19 protein-coding genes are annotated in these 19,622 nt (G+C 35.9%); 14 read left to right on the top strand and 5 right to left on the bottom strand.

Features of this window, described 5'->3' with window-relative positions; genetic code table 11:
- Positions 1–875: 875 nt before the first annotated feature.
- Together PGL02S_RS19725 and PGL02S_RS28875 are read right to left on the bottom strand one after the other, a co-directional pair.
- Positions 876–1,877 (bottom strand): hypothetical protein, encoded by a 1,002-nt coding sequence (locus PGL02S_RS19725; protein ID WP_063477555.1) that lies wholly within the window; start codon positions 1,875–1,877, stop codon positions 876–878.
- A gap of 248 nt (positions 1,878–2,125) precedes the next feature.
- Positions 2,126–2,248 carry a hypothetical protein gene (locus PGL02S_RS28875; RefSeq protein WP_255308655.1) on the bottom strand — a complete coding sequence of 41 codons (123 nt, stop codon included), beginning with the start codon at positions 2,246–2,248 and terminating at the stop codon, positions 2,126–2,128.
- Between the two features lie 139 nt (positions 2,249–2,387).
- Here PGL02S_RS28875 and PGL02S_RS19720 point away from each other — a divergent pair, with 139 nt between their 5' ends.
- A complete protein-coding gene (locus tag PGL02S_RS19720) occupies positions 2,388–3,056 on the top strand; it encodes a hypothetical protein (protein WP_174806177.1) in 669 nt (222 codons plus the stop codon).
- 22 nt (positions 3,057–3,078) lie between these two features.
- A complete protein-coding gene (locus PGL02S_RS19715; RefSeq protein WP_063477557.1) occupies positions 3,079–3,354 on the top strand; it encodes a hypothetical protein in 276 nt (91 codons plus the stop codon).
- Between the two features lie 77 nt (positions 3,355–3,431).
- On the opposite strand, the gene PGL02S_RS19710 is transcribed toward PGL02S_RS19715, so the two are convergent.
- The 3 genes from PGL02S_RS19710 to PGL02S_RS19700 all read right to left on the bottom strand — a co-directional run bounded on the left by PGL02S_RS19710 (position 3,432) and on the right by PGL02S_RS19700 (position 7,729).
- The gene (locus tag PGL02S_RS19710) at positions 3,432–4,793 is read right to left on the bottom strand and encodes a replication-relaxation family protein (protein ID WP_063477558.1); all 1,362 of its coding nucleotides are present in this window, start codon (positions 4,791–4,793) and stop codon (positions 3,432–3,434) included.
- Between the two features lie 1,172 nt (positions 4,794–5,965).
- Positions 5,966–6,463, bottom strand: coding sequence for a hypothetical protein (locus PGL02S_RS19705; protein ID WP_063477559.1), 498 nt, complete (start codon positions 6,461–6,463; stop codon positions 5,966–5,968).
- 57 nt (positions 6,464–6,520) lie between these two features.
- A complete protein-coding gene (locus tag PGL02S_RS19700; RefSeq protein WP_063477560.1) occupies positions 6,521–7,729 on the bottom strand; it encodes a ParM/StbA family protein in 1,209 nt (402 codons plus the stop codon).
- Positions 7,730–8,442: 713 nt separating this feature from the next.
- Here PGL02S_RS19700 and PGL02S_RS19695 point away from each other — a divergent pair.
- From PGL02S_RS19695 to PGL02S_RS19640, 12 genes are all read left to right on the top strand, one after another.
- Positions 8,443–9,150, top strand: coding sequence for a translation initiation factor IF-2 (locus tag PGL02S_RS19695; RefSeq protein ID WP_127502912.1), 708 nt, complete (start codon positions 8,443–8,445; stop codon positions 9,148–9,150).
- 184 nt (positions 9,151–9,334) lie between these two features.
- Complete coding sequence (locus PGL02S_RS19690) at positions 9,335–9,559, top strand: helix-turn-helix domain-containing protein (RefSeq protein WP_063477562.1); 225 nt, start codon at positions 9,335–9,337, stop codon at positions 9,557–9,559.
- Positions 9,556–10,992, top strand: a complete 1,437-nt coding sequence (locus PGL02S_RS19685; RefSeq protein ID WP_063477563.1) for a hypothetical protein — start codon at positions 9,556–9,558, stop codon at positions 10,990–10,992. Before PGL02S_RS19690 ends, PGL02S_RS19685 begins: the two co-directional genes overlap by 4 nt.
- A gap of 16 nt (positions 10,993–11,008) precedes the next feature.
- Entirely contained in the window at positions 11,009–12,094 is a 1,086-nt protein-coding gene (locus PGL02S_RS19680) for an SAF domain-containing protein (protein WP_063477564.1), read from the top strand.
- Between the two features lie 19 nt (positions 12,095–12,113).
- Positions 12,114–12,791: a P-loop NTPase family protein gene (locus PGL02S_RS19675; protein WP_063477565.1), complete on the top strand. Its 678-nt coding sequence runs from the start codon at positions 12,114–12,116 to the stop codon at positions 12,789–12,791.
- A gap of 2 nt (positions 12,792–12,793) precedes the next feature.
- The gene (locus PGL02S_RS19670; RefSeq protein ID WP_063477566.1) at positions 12,794–13,627 is read left to right on the top strand and encodes a hypothetical protein; all 834 of its coding nucleotides are present in this window, start codon (positions 12,794–12,796) and stop codon (positions 13,625–13,627) included.
- Entirely contained in the window at positions 13,628–15,514 is a 1,887-nt protein-coding gene (locus PGL02S_RS19665) for an ATPase, T2SS/T4P/T4SS family (RefSeq protein WP_063477567.1), read from the top strand.
- Positions 15,511–17,592, top strand: a complete 2,082-nt coding sequence (locus PGL02S_RS19660; protein ID WP_063477568.1) for a hypothetical protein — start codon at positions 15,511–15,513, stop codon at positions 17,590–17,592. Before PGL02S_RS19665 ends, PGL02S_RS19660 begins: the two co-directional genes overlap by 4 nt.
- Before the next feature lie 21 nt (positions 17,593–17,613).
- Positions 17,614–18,093, top strand: coding sequence for a hypothetical protein (locus PGL02S_RS19655; protein ID WP_063477569.1), 480 nt, complete (start codon positions 17,614–17,616; stop codon positions 18,091–18,093).
- Between the two features lie 18 nt (positions 18,094–18,111).
- A complete protein-coding gene (locus PGL02S_RS19650) occupies positions 18,112–18,594 on the top strand; it encodes a hypothetical protein (RefSeq protein ID WP_063477570.1) in 483 nt (160 codons plus the stop codon).
- A gap of 71 nt (positions 18,595–18,665) precedes the next feature.
- Entirely contained in the window at positions 18,666–19,052 is a 387-nt protein-coding gene (locus PGL02S_RS19645; RefSeq protein ID WP_063477571.1) for a hypothetical protein, read from the top strand.
- A gap of 17 nt (positions 19,053–19,069) precedes the next feature.
- The coding region (locus PGL02S_RS19640; RefSeq protein ID WP_174806176.1) for a hypothetical protein at positions 19,070–19,622 on the top strand (553 nt) is incomplete at its 3' end.

Raw genomic sequence — 19,622 nt, 5'->3', positions numbered from 1 at the left:
ACTAGTTCAGATCCGCCACAGTATATCACAGTTATCAGAACTTCGAGAAACCAAGTCCCTTAAAACGTGACCATGCTTCAGAAGCTATAGTGAGGTGAGACCGGTGTATGTAAGATATCCTTTCTTATGATTTCGAGCATCACACATATAAAAATCATATAAGTCCATTTAAAATGTGTATAATCACGGGGTATATATCTATCAAGAGTCATTAAAATCCATATATAACACCCGCTTCAGTGGATTATTTCGGAAAAATAGTATGAGAAATAATAAAAATCGATGGTGCTACAAGTGTCCTGGCGTAGGTTATCGGTTACTAATTCAACTCCGGGAATTTGTTTTCTTGACTTGGATAGTGAAATAAAGACTCCAATAAATCACTTGTAATGAAAGAATCAGAATAATGCATAATAGAGGAATTAATTGAAGCGGGAGATTAATGAGATTAAGAATAACATAATTAAGAAAGATCCAATCAAAAAAGGTTATTAATCGTATTCAGCGGTCATAGTGTTCTCATTACGATTTGATTGAACAAAAATCAAAGTCATTTTCACAAAATGGGACCACTTTCCCTTGATCTATAATAAGCTCATAACAATCAAACAGAAAAAGCTTGATAAAGGATATGAATATGATTTAGATGAGTGGATTGATCGAACAGGATTGGCTAAATCAAAAGTAAGATGAGGTATCCTATGAAGCGGGAAAAAGACCTCCAATATTTTAATGGGGGGTCTTTTTTGTTTAGGCGGTTAATATCTTTGTTTGTGAGGTTCAACAACTATTCAACATGCTTAAGGATGTACTAGTTAAAATATTTACTATAAGAGTGCTTCCTAAGTCCTGTTCCTCGACTCAACGATCATGGGTCATCTCCCTTCCATTGAATTTTGGAACACAGCAGCTGATCGTGCTAGCAAAGATGATGGGATCTCTGGTTTATTTGATGGAGTTATTATTTCAGGATAGTAGTGATGCTTAATTATCGTTTCATGAAAAAGCCAAATACCCCCTGATTGACGGAGTAGACCATTTTCAAGATACTTTTCTAGATTACCTTTGTGAATGTCTTTTCTAATTCGACCTGGTAATAGGTTATATTTAGTTTCGGCTTCGCTTGAGGTCATAACTTGCTGGATCGTATCTTTACAGTTGTCACAAAGAGTAAAATGACTAATTAATACTGGGAGTCCCTTCTCTTTTATCCATCCGAGACATTGCGAACATCGAAAAGGTAAAGTCCCTCCTTTTACTATTCTTAAACGATTCTCATAATCCTTTATCTGAGCATCTAGACTAAATAATTGTAATGTAGCGCCAGTTAATGAACCTTTAATATCATTAAGAATTTTGTGTTGGGTCTGTAGTGAGGATAAGTGTCTTTCCATCTCTTCTACCCATGACATTTCAAGACGTGCCTTGTTTTTACCAGCATCATAATAGAGTTCTGCAAGCACATCATGTACAAGCCAGCATTTCCCTGATTTTCTGATTATCCCAGTTCCTTGAAGGGTGTGAAGTGTGTTATGAATATCTTGCTTGACGGTACCTGTTTTCAATCCATGTCTATCTTCGAATTCAGTCGTATTCATTACTTGACCAATTGTTTTAATGCATCGCTCACAGATGATATTGCGTCCGAGATTAATCGATTTCATTTCATCATCTACTGCTTGATTACACTGACTGCATTTTATAGATGTATACTTACCTTTGAGACGTTCATATCGCATTTCTGCATCCCTAATCATCGCATTGATGCTGAATAAGTGATAGGGTGCATCAGGTATCTGTTCCTTATGTGCTAATATCTCTTCTTTCTTCTTGTTTAAGATCATGACTTGTTGCTCTGAGCTATCAATTATAGACACACTAATAAGCCCCCTTTGTTTAGCTGGACGTTTACGTATTTCATTATACACGAAAACGTCATAAACCTTTATAAGTTTATGTTTCTTTTATCCCTTTTCTTAAAAGAGTGAGGGTAAAACCCTTGATGATACAGGGTTTCTAAGTGTTTTTTTCAAAATAGATAGCATTAAGTAGTTTGGAGCTTCAGCTCCTAATAATATTTTCTCCAATCAATTTATTTTCTGATATTAAAAAAGAAACTCGTCCTTCATGGACGAGTTCTTTTTTTCTTTTTTAGAGTATAGCCGAGCTTTTTGGCTGTCTCTATTGACCCTTTTGCTAAAAGCTCTAGTTCTTTTTGTGTTAGTTTAAGTTCTTTAGTACTGTGCATCTCCATACCCCTCCACGCCCTACTATATTGCTCTTATTATGCCCAGTGTGAGGTTCTAATATACTTGGACGGGCATATGTTTAAAGTAGGCACTAGGGAACGGAGTGCCTGTTATATTCGCAATTTCCGATGGGGGATGATGAGAGTGATGGGTATGAATAGTGCCAGCCGTAAAGTTAGATCAGATAAGAAACATTCTATAGCTCCATATGTACCTGATACCTATCGTGTGTGGATACACAGAATTGCGCGACACCTAGAGATTCCTGAGGGTGAAGTTGGAGTCCGCTTAATCGAATGTGCTGTTAAAAGTGAAGAATGTATTCGCTTTTTCTCTCCTTATTTCAAACGGAACTTCTCTTACGGTAATCAAGTATTCTTAGGACATGAGTACGCTGCTTTAATAGATAGCTACATTGAAATTAACGGGAAGCGGGATCGGTTTAAAGTACGAGTGAACAAGTGCTTGTATGACAAAATCTCAGAGTTTCAAATAGCGCTTGGATCATCTTTTTTATCACATGCTACGCATGCTTTATTAAGATATGGTCTGCACACTAAGGATATGGTTCACCGTGTTGCACCGAACATTAATTATGATGACCTTTTCTACAATGCACCTATACCTAGACCACATACTCAGTTATTTATTACAGACCTAGCATTCCCTAAGAAGACTAAAGAAAAGCTTGAGAAAGATAAGGTTAAGGCCATCCATATTGTACAAGAAAGTGATCGAATCTACGATCCTAAAAGGATTGACGTCACAGAGAACAATCAGAAGCGTAGTGTATGGAGTGTTTTGTGATTGAAGATCGGGGGGGGTTGTTATGTTTTTTGAATCGCTTCAAGAATGGTGGAAAGAAAATTCTAAGTACAAGGAAGTAACATATCGAATGCATAGACATAGGTATTATCAATTGCAAATGATTTGTGACGCGATTAATGAACGGATAGATGTGGATTATGAATTAACACCAGAAGTTATCACTAGCCGTGTGATGGAAACTTTTTGTGAAGAGGCATTCTCAGATAGCACAAACAGAATTGTTGCTGCAATAGTTCCGGAGCTTAAAAAAAAGAGGCGTCGTATTAAGGATGACTGACAACGCCCTTTTTTTTGGAAAATCTTATTAATTTAATTAGAACCATATGGCTTCGAAGACTGGATAGCTAAAGGTGTCTAGTCTCTTCGATACATTAAAGGGTTTCCCTTTATCTCAATGTTATTAAAACCGTCAAACCATAGATTGTTCTTAGCATCATGCACGATCAGTTTACTTAACGTCCTTCGGAGCACCATATCAACGCCTGTACCTTTGACCGTTGTCTCATCAGGGGTTATGTCATAGTAGTACAAAATAGGGATAATTTCTTTTATTTGTCCACTTCTACCTATCTCTAGTTCTTGAAGTTTCTTGTTTAAATCAATAATCCTGGCAATACCCAAGCTTTCAAGTCCTTCAAGACGTTCAAAAAGTAGGATTTGTTTAGAGCCGTCAGAATTCTCGACGATTACTATGTTAGGAGACCAACCTAAAGCATCTTCATCACTTGATAACAATTTGATGAAGCTAGGTGAACTGGAGCGGGAATCTGGAAGCCCCACGAATCCAGACTCGCGTTTCAAGTGAATTTGAATGTTGGTTTTAACCTTATTTAGATATGAATTTGAATTAACCTCAGCATCTGCAGCCCTACTAAGTGTTGAATTGTTTGTTAGTCTGAAGTTAATCAACGGCGTATACTTTTCCATTTTACTCATGAAAGCATTAAATACTGAGATCCATCTTACGGTTATATAAGTCGCTGACGAATGGAAAACAATTGACCTTGGTGTTTCATTGATTTCTGAAAAGGAGATTCCCTCAGAGATTACATCGAGGTAGTCTCGATAGGACTCAAACTTATCTGCCAATTTTTCGCCGCGTTCAGTGGACATATCGACTTCGAGCCAATAGTGATTCTTATCATTAATTTTAAATTCCCCATCAGGTCGAAAATATCTTTTTACATTCTTGCCTTGCTTCTTCGTATAAAATTCCCTTGATGCATATCGGTTATCAATGAATTCGTATTTGAAGCCTCTTAGAGCTGCGAAATTCAACATTTGCAGGTGATAGTTAAGTGAGAGGTCGTGATGTGAGAATCTATCCAGAGATGGCTTATAGAGAGTGTATTCGAAGTACCCATAATCGCATGGCCAGCCACTCGCTAGATTAGCTGAATGTTCTTCAATTCCGAAGATTGAGTATGCACAGTTGAGGCCTTCTTGAGTTAAATAATAAACGAATTTCATTGTGTGTACTGGTTTCATTAGCGCAACAAGACCCTTTTTTTGCAAACCGCTAAGTGTTTTTGCAATGTACTTTATTCTACCGGTATAAACAGATCGTTTCCCTGCATTATTTGCAAAGCCTTCTGGTGCCAGCTCGGGTTGGATCATATAAGTAACCTGCTCCGCAGTACCACTTCTAAAAATAAACAATGATGAGATTATATCAACCTCCGTTTTGCTGAAGTAGTATGCACCAATACTAGGCATAAATATCATCCCTCCGGACAGCAGCTTAAGAGCATAAAATCATGCGTACCTTCTACTGTATTTATTCACGTCTTCGTTAAATGTCATTCGTGTCATGAAAAAGTTAACAAATTCTAAACGAGACATCAAGTAACAAGAGAATTCATTAAATACATTCATATGGAATGCGTAGTAGATTAGAAAGAAGAATGATTTGTGGAATGTCTCCCTTTGATTCCACTTATTGTTCCACTATAAATTCCACTAATTAGCTTTCTTTCTCTTGCTGCGTTCTATTTATGAAACTGACTTGCTTTTCATTATTTGATTTGTCAAGAAACCCTTTAGTTACTATAAATGCACCTGCTAATGAACTCGAATGACTTCAGAACAGACATATAAAAAATATGAATCCAGAGTATCAATTAAGTTAATTTAAGTTAAATCAATTAAGTTAACTTAATTGATTATTGAGATGGAGGATGCTTGTAAATACCTTTCTAAACTGACTACTCATCGTATAGATTTCTTCTTTATGATCAAAGGTGGGATCTATGGAACATCCACGCAACATACCTAATATCGCTAATAATGAGTTCTCAGGGTTAGCTAGCTAATATTCGACTGACCCAAATTCGTGCCCTTGGCAAATTGGAAAAATACTCTGTCTGAGGAACGATATCAATGCCGCTTTGAACATTCTGAGTAATATCTTATTTTTGTGATTGGGATTCAAAGAAAGAGTTTATATGCTTTATTCATTAATGTGACGATATTAAAGTTTCATTTGTTAACTCCTCTTTCAATTACGATGCATACATTACGTTTATGCTGTAGTCGTTTTTAGGAGTTCTCTCCTCTCTTCGCATAATTCGTTAAGGATAATTATTAAATGGCGTTTTATGATTCATTCCAATTTCTCCTTTGTCCAAGAATGTAAAATGCACCCTCTCGAAATCATCGGAAGGATATACCCAATGTGTTCAAGGGGTGCACATCTTAAAAGATAAGTGCTCCAATATAAAATACTGATTTGATCTATAAGAATTTAAGGAAATATCATAAATTTTTCTGACCCACCTTTTAATTTAGTTGTACCTATTTAGGAGGGGCTTTTCTCTAGGATCCATGATCCTTTAATTTTATACAAAACAAAAGACCTGATTTATATCAGGTCCTTTGTTCATCAAGTACTATGATTTAAGTTTTGTTTTATTTGCCCTTTCCATCGCTTTTCTTAAGACATCATTAACTACCGGTTCTTTAACGACATCCTTCGAATTAACTGAAGAATTTTTATCTTCAACAGCTTTCATTTGCGAATGTTCAAAATCATCCTTTTCTTTAACTTGAGATGTTGATGAACTGTGGGCGTTTTGGTTTAGTTCCATTGAGTTTACGGTTTGTATTAGTGGTTTTTTTAAATTAGAGGTGCTATCATCCTCATCGATTATTATCAACCCTTGCTCATTTGTTTCAAAAAGATCCTTGAATTTTTGGGTTTTCTTAATCTTTTGATACTCAACTGCCTCTTTCAGCATAATTTCAGTAAATTTGTTTTGACTTAGATTGCTTAGTGCTAAAATTCGGTTTAACTCATCAATGAAATCCACTTCACCGGCATCAGGTATACGCGAGGGAGTGAAGGTGAAGCCAACCCCCCTCTTAAATTCCTTTGCTTTTTCTTTCATATTTAAACCGCCTGCAGGGCGTCTTACCTCCCTCCACTTTGTGTATAGAGTTCAATTTTATAGAGAGGCAACAAGGTTTTGAATATAGGAACTAATCAAATACGCTCTGCTTGTAAAATACTGAGCTTCAGGCCGGACTTCTAAATCAGGTAATTTAAAGAATTCAATGTTTCTAAAATAGTAATAAGCAAAGAGCAAACCACCGCCCACTAAGAAAAAGTTATTTACATTTGGTGCTTTTGTAAGAGCGAATAAATTTAGTTGCTTTACAACTTCGTCGTAGTAAGACTTCATGTGCTTTAACACGATTTCTGTAACAATAACATTTCTTTTACTAGCCCAGGAAACCTTGAATGTAGGCTGATACTTATTTGTTTTATCTGCTAGCATTGTAGCTATTTCAGGAAAAACCACTTGCCGTAAAAATTGCTCGCGGTTTGTATAAGGAGAAGTGACATCCATATTGTTTTCCTTGAGGAAATCCCGAGCCTCTTTGAATTCATCTATTTCATTGATTTCATTTATCATTTCATCGATATATTTATTTGTCCCAAGATCATAATTCGTACTATTAATACCATTAAGCCCATCGCCTTCAAACAGTGCTACATCAGTGGTGCCGGCTCCCAAATCACCAATACAGTAGTCTTCATCATCAAAGATCTTAGCACTAGGCAGTTCTATTAATTTGTTCTCAATGATGTTGTTTGTGAGTGCAAGTGATGTAGTAGCGCCCTCTATATTAACAATCCCGCCAGTAATATTGATAGTAATAACTTTTCCATTATAAATACCATCTAAGAACTCGATCACATGCTCACCGCTTATACGTTCAAGAAATGTCGATTCACCTACGATTTTAAACTCCTCAATAGGAAGGCCGCCAGAGTAGAAATGATCAATTCGTTCTTTGTTCATTGAAGCTGCAATAATTGCTAATGCGGTCAGTTGAGTAACAATGTGAAGTTCACTGGATGATTTAAAAGCACCATCGGGTTGAACCATACCCTTCTTATCTCTTGCATAATCCCCTACATAATAATAGGTTCCGGAAAGAGCTTTTGATTGTATGTATACATGTAAACGGTCTGTGATCGAAAGATCTTTTGACTCTTTACGGAGTGGGTCACCCACTGAATTCCCCGGAGCCATTAGTGTAGGAAAAGAAATGCTGACAACATTCCCTGTCTCATCAATATAAGAAGTTTTTTGCCGAGTATTTCCTGCGTCCGATCCTGCTTGCAGCATAGATGTCTTTTTTTCCATAGAATTACCCTCCAAATTTATGATTTTTACAGTTAAGTTAACTCAACTGAGTTAACTTAACTTAAATTAACTGATTTAACTTAATTGGATTATATCACATGAATGAGGGAAAGAAAAGGAATTTTGCGAAAGATTATATAGCCTATACGAAAAATATATACTATATGTAACAAACTATCCTTTACATAATATATCCTATAGGAGGTATATAGTTTATATGAAGCAAACCGAAGATTTACTATATATAGACTATAGGGGTTTTGCAACCTATAAGTGTTATAGATGAGGACTGATAAATGTAGACTATATTGATTATCTAACTTATATCGCGAGGAAGTATAGAATATAAGATATAGTGGACCATCAAATCTATTATTCTATCTATATTCTATACCAAAGTAATATATTCCTACATTAAATAAACTCTGTATATATATATTCTATAGAAGTTTATATGCAGAGTTTATATTTGTGTTTGAGACTTATAATATATACTATACCGATTATATAGGATATCTATAAGAGTAGGAATTAGTACGTTGCATACCTATAACTAATATATTTGTAGAATCTAAAACCTGTATAGAATCTATTAACTTGAATATTTATAGGCTATAATATAGATAGAGGTTTTTGGTAAACTATCGTAAACCAAATTATAGTCTATATCACTAATATAAAACTGATATTTGAGGAGAGGAGATGGAATCAAAGTGGAAGAAGAACAACTACCACAGATGTGGACCCTTGGGAAAGCACAAGAGTATTTGAAAGAGGAGAAAGGAATAGAAATACCGGTTGTCACTTTAAGATCTTGGTTTAATGAACTAGAGAAGCAAAAAGTTCACACTCTACCCAGAACAAAAGGGAAGAGAGAGAGAGTATTATCACAACTCGAAATCAATATAGCAATATTTATATATGAGGTAAGAGAAAAATACGGAAAAAAGATACCTAATGAGATTATTGCCGAGTATGTAAGAGAAAAATTTCCTGAAGTCACATACTTTGAGGATGAAAATTCCGCAGATTCAAATACTATGGATATACTCCAAGCTGAAGAACGCATTTTACGAGCTATGGGTGATCTTTTAAATGAAAAAATGGACCAGATGAGAAATGAGATTCGTCAGGAATATGAAGAAAAGGAACGGCTAGCAAGGCTCGCATTACCTGACCCTGCAGAAAAAGAAGCTCAAGAGAGAGTGGCTATTAGAACAATACAATTAAATATTAGAGATACTGAAAGGAAAATAACCCGTGAACTTAAAAATGAGGCAGAAGAAAAATGGAATGCTAATCCTATAAAAACAGGCATTATAATAAAAAAAGAAGATACTGCAAAGAAATTAGAATTCATTAATAATTATATCAATGATCATATAGATGAACGAATGAAAGCAGCGTTCGAAGATAACTAAACTAAAAGACTAAAAGATGTTTGACACTTCATTTAGAATGTACTAGGATTGTTTTGTGACAAAGTGTTTAAATAAAAACTCCATATATCTTTTCAAAAGCGAAGCACGCTAATCAAACCCTACATAGGGTTGGTTAGCGTGTTTTTTTGTGTCTCTAAAATATCGACTAAGGAGGTGTATGTTGATGATTGTTGAAAGCCCAGCTGAAAAACTAAAAATCATCAGACTAAGAAAAGGCTGGACCCAAGAGGATCTTGTTGGGGAGATTAAAAAAAGGAATGATAAACTCCGAGTTTACCAGGTAATGATCTCTAGATATGAAAAAAGCAAAGAAGAGCCACACCCGGAAATAAAAAAAGCAATTAATGAAGTACTTGGGGAAAGCATTTGGGAGGTTGGTGAATTGTGACGCCGAGTGATACCCGAAGGATAATTATAGCGACTCAAAACACGGATTTTGGTTCAAAGCTCAAGAAGTTTATTGAGTCTAAAGGCTTTAAAGTAATTGAATCGGTCGTTGTGGCTGAGCATTTAATCGAAACAATAGAGGAAGCTTATGAAAATGACGAACCGGTATTTGGACTGATTGTAATTACTGACCTTGCATACAAGTTAAATGATAAACGCCTGGAATACCTTTCTGATGTTCTTCTGTCCATTCGAACTAGGCACAGTGAGATAAGGACAGTAGTTCTTTCAAACGAATCTGAGGGACATCCATTACTTGCAGAACTTGTGAACATGGGGATTTACAACATTTTTGTAAGATCAGCAACAAATAGCACGATTAGCATTGTTGACATCATGAATTGCTTTGAAAAATCAAAAGAATTTGCAGAAGTGGCAAAATATCGGGAGTACAGCAAGGATATCGCCTGGCGCAAAATTGATAATGGTGGGAACGAAATTTCAGTAAAGACAGAAAGAAGAACGATATCGACAAATAAAAAAGAACGAGGATTAAAGGGAGAGGATCAGGAGAAATCAGGAGTAAATCAGAATGATGAGATTGTAGAGCATATAACAAGTACAAAAGATGATAGAAAAGTAGAACGACCTCTTATAATTGATGATTCAATTGAAGACTTCACACTACCGTTTCCCACAGTTAAGGAAAAAATCATAATAAGGAACAGAGTATTTGGTTCTGTAGTAATCGCTGTCTTGGGCGCACAGATACGTACCGGAACAACGCACAGTGCAATATCACTTTCATACTTCTTATCAAGAAAAGGTAACAAGGTTGCAATAGTAGAGTGCAATGAAAGCAGTGACTTTAAATATGTTGAACTGGCATATGAAGGAATAAAAGATATTAGTCGCACTCTAAACACAAAAAAATTTGACATTGATGGAGTTGATTTTTACAAATCTGATAATACGGATCTAAATCTAATTTCACTTCTTTCATCAGAGTACAACTTTGTTGTTCTTGATCTAGGGGGATATGAAGAAACCTCATATTTTGAAGAATTTTTGAGATCAGATATACAAATAGTTGTAGCTTGTGGAAGTGAGTGGAAACAGCGTCATTTAAAAGAGTTTCTATCAGCAACAGATTCTTTTGATCATCAAACAAAATGGAACATAGTAATCCCTTTGATTGATGCACAAACCAGATCGGATATTGAAAGTGACCTATCTAGGGAGAAAGTTTTTGCATTGCCGTATCATCCGGACCCATTCAGAAAGAATGACATTTCTGATGAAATGTTTGAACAAATACTTAGTTTGGCCCCGGTTTCATTGAGTAAGAACCGAAACAGAAAACATCTAAAATATGGATTTGTTATTTCTTTATTAATTGTAATATTCATAGCTTTTCTATTTTTAAGGAATTGAGAGGGGATAAATACAAATGTCAAAGATTCGTCCAAGGCACAAGCAACTAATCATCGCAGGCTTAGCCGGTGTTGTATTGACTGCTTCTATATTCGGAGGAGTAATGGTATACAACGGTGTTCAGCAAACAAAGAAAGAAAATGAAATACGTGCTGCCTATCAAAAACAGATTGATGAGATGAAAGCAGCTCAAATTGCAGAACAAGAAAAAAAGAAGTCTGTTTTGCTGCTTAAGAAAGATATTCAAGCAGGTACAAAAATTAAGCCTGATGATCTTCAACAAGTTGAATTAAATGAGGACGAAGTGCCGGCAAATAGTCTAGTAGACCCTAAAGAAATAGTAAATAAAACGATTAAGATCGATGCAGCAAAGAATACAGCGATTATTCCCAGTATTCTTTACGATGAGGGCGTGACACCAAATGATCTCAGATATCAAGAGTTTAATGTAATGCAACTTCCTTCAGATTTAGCGAATGCCCAATACGTAGATGTTAGGATCAACTTTCCTACAGGGCATGATTACATTGTGTTATCGAAAAAGAAGGTTCAAAAACTCGTAGGTGCTACTGGGACCGTTTGGTATGAAATGAATGAAAGCGAAATTCTAACCATGTCGAGTGCCATAGTGGACGCATTTATTAATGGCGCAAGAATTTATGCCCTAACTTATACGGATCCACAATTCCAAGAGAAGGCGATAACAACATATCCAGTTAATAATAAAGTACTTGAACTCATGCAAAATGATCCGAATATCATAGAAGTCGCAAAGGTTGAGTTGAACAAACGTCTCCGAAATCAACTTGATAAAGATTTGTCTTCATTAAATGAGGTGGACAAAATGAAGTACACCACAGGGGCCACAAGTTATCAAGTAAATAACGGAACCAATGGTTTTTCTCAGAATGAATCAAGTAGTGCAATTGGAAATGAAGAACAACAATTAAACGATAAGTCCAGCAATGAAGGTGTTAACTCATCGAATGGGACAAATCCAACAGAAAAAAGCAATATTTTAGAACCGACAACAGATAATTCAATTCCAGAAGACAAACAGCAGAATATCTTTGAGCAGAATCAAGACGCCATAAACCCTTAAAAAGATGGGAGTGAAAAACATGAAAAAAATATTATATATAGGTTCTGTAGATAAAACATCGGTCCTTCTAAACCTGATAAAGGTAGTTTCATTAACTGGCTTAAAAGGTCTCTATGTAGATGGAACACAATCTGGAGATGTAGCTGCATCAATACCTGAAATAACGGAGAAGATGGACCTTATCGAGTTTGAGGGGTTTGACTGTGCGTTGAACAAAAAACATTTAAACAAAGTCAATTTGAATGAATATGACTACATACAGATCGATATTGATAATAGCGATTTTATATCTGATGTTTCTCTTGATGAGTTCGATAAAATTTATATTTTTTCAACACTCGAAAAGTCTGCTTTAAAAAGAACACGAGCTATTCTAGAAGATTTGTTTAAAGAAAGAGAGAATGAATCGCACATCTTTACACTGATTGTTAATAATTACATCTCAACCCATATGGATGAGGATTTTATTTATGATTTCTTCGATAATCCGAAAATCCTTCGCACAGATACTATTCACTTGTTTAACTTCGATGAAGTTGACTACCAAAGATATGTTGAAAATGTACATGATGAGCGTTCGAACCTGAAGCGATTTTCAGGACACTATAGAAAATCACTAGCTGGTTTGTTAATGGATAGTGAAATTGTTGATGAGAAGTCGATCAGCAATGCACTCAAAACTGCAAGGAGGGGATAAGATTGGCGACGGTTGCATTTTGGGGAATTAGAGACGGTCAAGTTGCTACAACATCGAATCTAATTGCTACGGCTACAAATATCGGTATGAATACGCCTATTAAAACTTTAATTACACATACTCATTGGCGTAAAACGACCCTTGAAAACTCATATAAAAAACCTGTAGATTCAAACCATTTATCACACTCCTTCACGGATTATGGGATTGATGCATTGGAAAGACTTGCAAAAAGTAACAGGTTAACACCTGAGTCTATTCGAGACAACACTACTCCATTAATTAAAGGACATCTTGATATGCTCTACGGAACAACAAAACCAGATCAAGATTTTCATGAGCAGCTTATTCAAGCAGTTCCAGCTATTTTAAGAAATGCAGAGAATTATTATGATTTAACATTGATTGATGTCCCTAGTGGAGTAACAAATGAGCTAACAAAAACGGTATTGCAGGAAAGTGATTTGGTAGTTGTCTGTCTAAATCAGAATTTAACAGTATTGAATTCATTTTTCGAAAACAAGGAGTATCCAGAAATTCTAAATCAAAAGGAGCACCTATTTGTTCTTGGGAAGTATGATGATCAATCAAAGTATAGTGTTAAGAATATTCAAAGAAAATATCGACTGAAAAACAAAATATATACTGTTCCTCATTGCAGCTCATTCTTAGATGCTACCAATGATAGTAATGTGTTGGATTTTTTCTTGAGAAACAGACACATATCTTCTTCACATGAAAACAGCTCCTTTTTCGCAGAAGTGAATAAACTCTCGCGTGCGATTTCTGCTAAGTTAGACCTCAAACTTGGAAGACTTGAGTCAGGGGGAGAGTAAATGATATCAGTCTACTTGATCAATACAAGCCTAATAGTTGTAATGATTTTAATAGCCGCTATACTATTTTATTTCAAGCTTACTGACAGAAAATTTGTTGCCCCGAGAAAAGAAGAAGGCGATGCGAAGTTTTCATTGGAAAAAATACGTGAATACATCAAGGAAACTTTACACGAACTCGCTAAATCCGATCTTATGGATTTGAATTTAACAGAAGAGGAATTTATACGTTTAAAGCGGAAACGCGTAGAGCTAAAAAGGGCTTTAAAAGGATGCGTTTACGGTGACATTAACGACAAAACATATGTTAAAACTTTTCTGTTTGATCTGTTATACAAGACTTATGGATTTAATGATAACAATATTAATCTAGTAATACCGTTTGATGATCGAAAAAGCTTAACTATACAGGATAAATTCGAAATTCTTCTATATCAATACAAAAAGAAATTTGGTTTCGATGCTCTCACCAAATTAATTGAAAATCATAATCTTGATCATTTGAAAAATGTAATAGAGGAAGGTAAGACGCCTTCTTACATTATTACATCAGAGGAAATTGAATATGTTTTTCAAAAAGAATTTAAAGGAATCAACTTTGAAGACAAGCTCAATATAGTTGTTCAAAGGGTGTACCAGGAACTCAAAGGATTCGGACCAACTGACGAGATAAGGGACATGAATATTGATGGTGTTTCTGGTGGTGTCTCGGGTTTGCCAACATCTTTTATGCATCTGGTTGGTGAGTATGATCACTACATACAGCAGATGAAATCTGAAGATGTACCTTATGCTCATGATAGCGTTTGGATATTCTTTAAGGGGAAATCCATACATTTATCTTTTCTAACCTTTGGAAGTGAACACGAACTCAAACGTGTTTGCCAAAATATCTATAAGTATAATAATCCCGGCCAGCTTTCGGAGAGTAATGGGTATATGGTAAATGAAATGAAAGACGGAAGTAGGGTAGTCGTACTAAGACCTAAATTAGCAGAAACATGGGCGTTCTTCGTGAGGAAATTTGATGTGCCTAACGCTTCTCTTGATCAACTAATTAAAGAAGAAAACGCAGATTTACCAATAGGATTGATAAAATATCTTGTCAAGGGCGCACGAATTACAGCTATAACTGGTGCACAGGGAACAGGTAAAACCACACTGATTATGGCGATGGTCAGATTTATATATGCTTGGCATACTATTCGTGTTCAAGAAATGGCATTTGAGCTCCACCTCCGTAAGATCTACAAAGAAAGAAACATACTGAGTTTAAGAGAAACGGACCAAATTTCTGGTCAAGAAGCATTAGATATTCAAAAGAAAACCGATGGTTCTGTGAACATCTTGGGAGAAGTGGCAACGGATCCGGTGGCCGCATGGATGATTCAAATGAGTCAGGTAGCAAGTTTATTCACTTTGTTTTCGCATCATGCTAAAACATTTCAAGCATTAATAATGTCTCTTCGGAACTCACTAATGAAAACTGGAATGTTCCATGATGAAACCATTGCGGAAGAACAAGTTGTTAATGTCCTCAATTTTGATATTCATCTCAAAAAGGATTTTGACGGAAGACGTTATATCGAACGTATCACTGAATGTATTCCGACTGAACTTGCACCACTTCCGGATAATTATAAAAAAGTCATAGGGCTGGAGAATAAATTCGAAAAATTCTTCGACACTCAGCGTGAGTATTACGAGAGAGTTACAGCACCAAAACTTTACGAACCGAGAAACATTATTGAATTTCGTGAAGGTAGGTATGTACCGGTAAATAAAATCTCTGAAAGAAACAGAATTGAAATGATAGACCATATGTCTCCAGAGGATACCGAAGGATTTAAATCATTTCTGGAAGAACATTGGGGTGAAGTATCATGACTTCTCTACTGTTAACCATCGCTGGTGCAAGTATTTTTCTGTTTGCCTTTACCTTCATTGCAATGAAAGTGATATCCAGAAAGATCGATAATAGCAGCGACCTTCAGGAATCAAATTATTATAGGGATCTGATCAATCCAAAAAGAGTTAAAAATAAGAGGAACTTAGATAAATTCTTTAGATCTTCGTATTCCAAAGCTGTTAGAATCCCTGGCATTAAAAATTACGTCGCACGTGTTCGGAGAAGGATTTCAAATATTCATTCTTATGATGAATTTACTTTACGAAAAATGACTATGCGAATAGTGTTTATGACTCTCACCATAATCACTGTTACGGTTCTCTTTCTAATCTTCATCAATCGAGATCTTCTAACCACCTTTATGGTGTTGTTAGGAGCATTGGTCATTCATGGAAGTCTGATGGATTCCTTCATTAATAAAGTAGAGGATCGATTGTTAAAACAATTTGTCGATATGCTGTCTGATGTCCGGTATCACTTTCACCAGCATGGGATGGTGGAAGAGGCAATCTTTGATGCTGCGGAAGCGAAATCATATGAGGCTTCACTCCATGCAAAACGAGTATATGAAATTCTTACAGATATAGACCCGGAAAAGGAACTCGAAAATTATTACGAAGTAGCACCCAATCGGTTTCTCAAGGTTTTCGCTGGAATTTCCTTCTTAATAAAAGAGTTTGGTGACAAAAAATTAAGAGATGGTTCATCTATGTTTCTAACAGCTCTTGACAGACTAAAGAAAGAAATAAATCTTGAAATATTACGTAGGGAAAAACTGAGTTACTATCTTCGAGGTTTGACCATCATAGCAATAACCCCGGTTTTGTTCACAAAAGCTATTGAAACCTGGGCGCGCGGAAATTTCCCAGCCATGACTGATTTCTATACATCAAAGTTAGGAATCATCACTAAAATATCCGTTTTTACTATCATTGTTGTTTCTTATGTATTACTTAGGAAGATACAAGAAACAAATGAAGGTAAATATGTTGCGAAAACAAAACGGTTTAAATGGGAAAAGCGGATTTACGAGATTCCCCCTATAAGATTTATTGTTGATCGCATTATTCCTGCTTCAAATAGAAGGGAACGATACAAGCTCAATCTTTTGCTAAAAGAATCTAATTCTCCCCTTCCAATTGAATGGTTTTTCGTTCGGCGTTTGTTGCTTTGCAGTGTTCTCTTTCTAGGAATGTTTTCTTCTTTCATTTACATGCATTCACTTACTGTACACAACGTGTTGAATACTCCAATAAAAAGTGAAGTGATGTTTGGGAAGCTTTCTCAGGAGGAACTAGCGAAGGCTAACAAAACTACCGAGTTTGATAGAAAAATAATTAATCAATTGAAGGGGGTGAAACAAAATCTAAGAGATAGAGTTGCCCTCGCAATACAAAAAGAAATGCCGGATGCTGATGACAAAATGGTTGCATCCACATCTAACCGTATAATCGAAAAGACGATAGTTATATCAAATGAGTACTTAAAGTGGTGGGAACTTCTGATTGCTATCGGTCTAGGATTGGTTGGATATTATGTTCCGGTTTGGATTCTGATGTTTCAGAAAAAAATTCGAGCGATGGAGATGCAAAATGAGGTTGAACAATTTCATACGATCATTTCAATGTTATCTGAAATTGAAAGAGTATCAGTTGAAACGATTCTTGAATGGATGGAACGGTTCTCATCAGTCTTCAAAGAACCCCTCCAAAAATGTCTTCTCCATTATGATTCTGGACCTGAGGATTCTCTTGAGCAATTAAAAGAAGATGTACCATTTATTCCTTTTGTTCGAACGATCGAAAGATTGCAAGTTGCAGTTGAGAAAATCCCTATCAACGAAGCATTCGACGATCTTGAAACTGACCGAGCATTCAACTTTGAACAAAGAAAACAAGATTATGAAAAAATTATTGATACCAAAAAGGAATGGGGGCAAATGCTCGGATTTGCTCCAATGTATGCTCTTGTGTTCTTGTATCTCGTATTCCCGCTCGTGTATATGAGTATTGAACAGATGGGTAGTTATTACGAACAAGTAGGTAGAATTTCTTAGAAAAGGGGACGCAAGGTTGGAATGAATAATGCACAAAGTGCTCTAAAAATGGCTGCTGGTTTTTTTCTAGTTATCGCTTTGATTACCATCGCAGTGGTAATGTTCATCTCTGCTCAAGAGGCGACGAAGAATGCTCAGGAAAATTTCTCGGATATCCAAACCGAGCTATCGCAAACCTCTTTCACCGTATATGACAATACGACAGTTAGCGGCAGCCAAGTAATGAACGCACTTCGAAAGTTTTCTGATAAGGACCAGTTTGGCGTCCAGGTGATTACTGGTAAAAACCTTGTAGGCACTTGGTATAACAAGATTGTAAATATAACGGTGCCGATTGGGACGACAGCCTATGGCTCTATTACTGGAAATGCTCCTGGTCAATTAACAACTACTTCTGACGAATCGAGCAATGATTACATCAATCCTTCAGGTAAGTTTAAGGCACAAGTGATAACGGACAATAGCGGCGTTGTGCGAGGATTAGTTTTTAAACAAGTATAATTAGGGGGATTTAAAAAGATGAATAATGCACAAAGCGCTTTAAAAATGGCAGCAGGATTTTTTCTGGTAATCGCTTTGATTACTATTGCTGTAGTAATGTTTATTTCCGCACAAGAAGCTACAAAAAGTGCACAGAACAATTTCTCGGATATTCAAACTGAACTATCTCAAACGGCTTATACAGTTTATGACAACACAACCGTTTCTGGTAGCCAAGTAACAAATGCACTTCGAAAATTTTCAGATAAGGGTCAGTTTGGCGTTCAAGTTATCACTGGTAAAAATCCTGTTGGTGTTTGGTACAGCCAAGTAGTAAACGTTACCGTTCCAAAAGGGTCTGCTGGTTATGGTGCCATTACAGGAAGCACAGCAACAGGTTCGCTTGTAACCTCTGCCGATGAATCCAGCAACGATTATATTAACCCATCAGGTAAGTTTGAAGCTCAGGTCGTCATGGATAATAGTGGAGTCGTTCGGGGTCTGTTGTTCCGTCAAAAATAAAATTTTTAGTAAAGATATGTGGTAAGTTGGAGAGATCTGACTTACCACATAACAATATGGAGGTGGTGAGCATGACTAGTCACGTTAAATCCTGGATGTTTTTTAGCTTTTCAGCCACAGTATTTGTAATTGCTTTAGGGAGTGCAATTTATTTGAATTTATCGATATCAAAGTCATTAGACCTAGTTAGTAAAAGTAATACTCATTTGGAAAGAGATATACACTCGACATTAGGAGTTCCAGTAAAACCTGCTATAACCGGACAGGAGGTAGCAGCGTCTGTAATACAAATTCCGGATACTAAAATAGACATTATAGTAAACAACCACTTATACAATAAAAACCTTCAATTTGATGAGATTGATGTATCCACGATTTCATTAAACAGAGAATATACAGCTAACTTTGAAAGAAATACCTTAGGGGTAATAACCAAGGTGATATATACAGCACAATAAGAGATGGGGATAGAAACATGATGAACTCAATAAGCAAGGTGTTTACCTTGATCTTAGCTATCATTTTATTATACGTATTTCCATTAGATAATTCAGCACAACATCAAGATGATATTTCATTTATGACTGCATATAAGTCAGTTACAACTTTCGTTGATTCTGTTCGTGACAAGGGTTATATCACACCAACTATGTATAACGATTTTTTTGAATCTCTGCAATCTACAGGCAATACATACGAGATTAATCTTGAACATCGGCATAAAACATACGATCCAATTTACGATAACATGACAGACCCTCATAATCCTCAATTTGTTGGTGGTTATGCGTTAAATTATGATGAGTTCTTTAGTCATCAAATTTTATCTGTGTTATTTCCAGATAACACAAAAAAAATAGATGACCCTAGCAGATTGTACAAATTATCGAAAGGTGATTTCTTTTCAGTTACCGTTAAAAACACGAACCGTACCCCCTCTCAGGTTCTACGTGATTTTATCACAAATGGAAATAATACAGATGCAAAAATTTATATTCCATACGGGGGCATGATATATAATGAGGATT

It is taken from the genome of Paenibacillus glucanolyticus NBRC 15330 (assembly GCF_004000885.1).
GTDB classification, from domain to species: Bacteria; Bacillota; Bacilli; order Paenibacillales; family Paenibacillaceae; genus Paenibacillus_AQ; species Paenibacillus_AQ glucanolyticus.
The sequence above is the reverse complement of the archived record's forward strand: the minus strand, read 5'-3'. Positions and strand labels throughout refer to the sequence as shown.

Coding starts and splice junctions, on each gene's coding strand:
- PGL02S_RS19690 (WP_063477562.1), top strand. CDS start 9,335: ATGATTGTTGAAAGCCCAGCTGAAAAACTAAAAATCATCAGACTAAGA.
- PGL02S_RS19665 (WP_063477567.1), top strand. CDS start 13,628: ATGATATCAGTCTACTTGATCAATACAAGCCTAATAGTTGTAATGATT.
- PGL02S_RS19720 (WP_174806177.1), top strand. CDS start 2,388: ATGAGAGTGATGGGTATGAATAGTGCCAGCCGTAAAGTTAGATCAGAT.
- PGL02S_RS19680 (WP_063477564.1), top strand. CDS start 11,009: ATGTCAAAGATTCGTCCAAGGCACAAGCAACTAATCATCGCAGGCTTA.
- PGL02S_RS19675 (WP_063477565.1), top strand. CDS start 12,114: ATGAAAAAAATATTATATATAGGTTCTGTAGATAAAACATCGGTCCTT.
- PGL02S_RS19660 (WP_063477568.1), top strand. CDS start 15,511: ATGACTTCTCTACTGTTAACCATCGCTGGTGCAAGTATTTTTCTGTTT.
- PGL02S_RS19655 (WP_063477569.1), top strand. CDS start 17,614: ATGAATAATGCACAAAGTGCTCTAAAAATGGCTGCTGGTTTTTTTCTA.
- PGL02S_RS19705 (WP_063477559.1), bottom strand. CDS start 6,463: ATGAAAGAAAAAGCAAAGGAATTTAAGAGGGGGGTTGGCTTCACCTTC.
- PGL02S_RS19710 (WP_063477558.1), bottom strand. CDS start 4,793: ATGCCTAGTATTGGTGCATACTACTTCAGCAAAACGGAGGTTGATATA.
- PGL02S_RS19645 (WP_063477571.1), top strand. CDS start 18,666: ATGACTAGTCACGTTAAATCCTGGATGTTTTTTAGCTTTTCAGCCACA.
- PGL02S_RS19650 (WP_063477570.1), top strand. CDS start 18,112: ATGAATAATGCACAAAGCGCTTTAAAAATGGCAGCAGGATTTTTTCTG.
- PGL02S_RS28875 (WP_255308655.1), bottom strand. CDS start 2,248: ATGCACAGTACTAAAGAACTTAAACTAACACAAAAAGAACTAGAGCTT.
- PGL02S_RS19715 (WP_063477557.1), top strand. CDS start 3,079: ATGTTTTTTGAATCGCTTCAAGAATGGTGGAAAGAAAATTCTAAGTAC.
- PGL02S_RS19700 (WP_063477560.1), bottom strand. CDS start 7,729: ATGGAAAAAAAGACATCTATGCTGCAAGCAGGATCGGACGCAGGAAAT.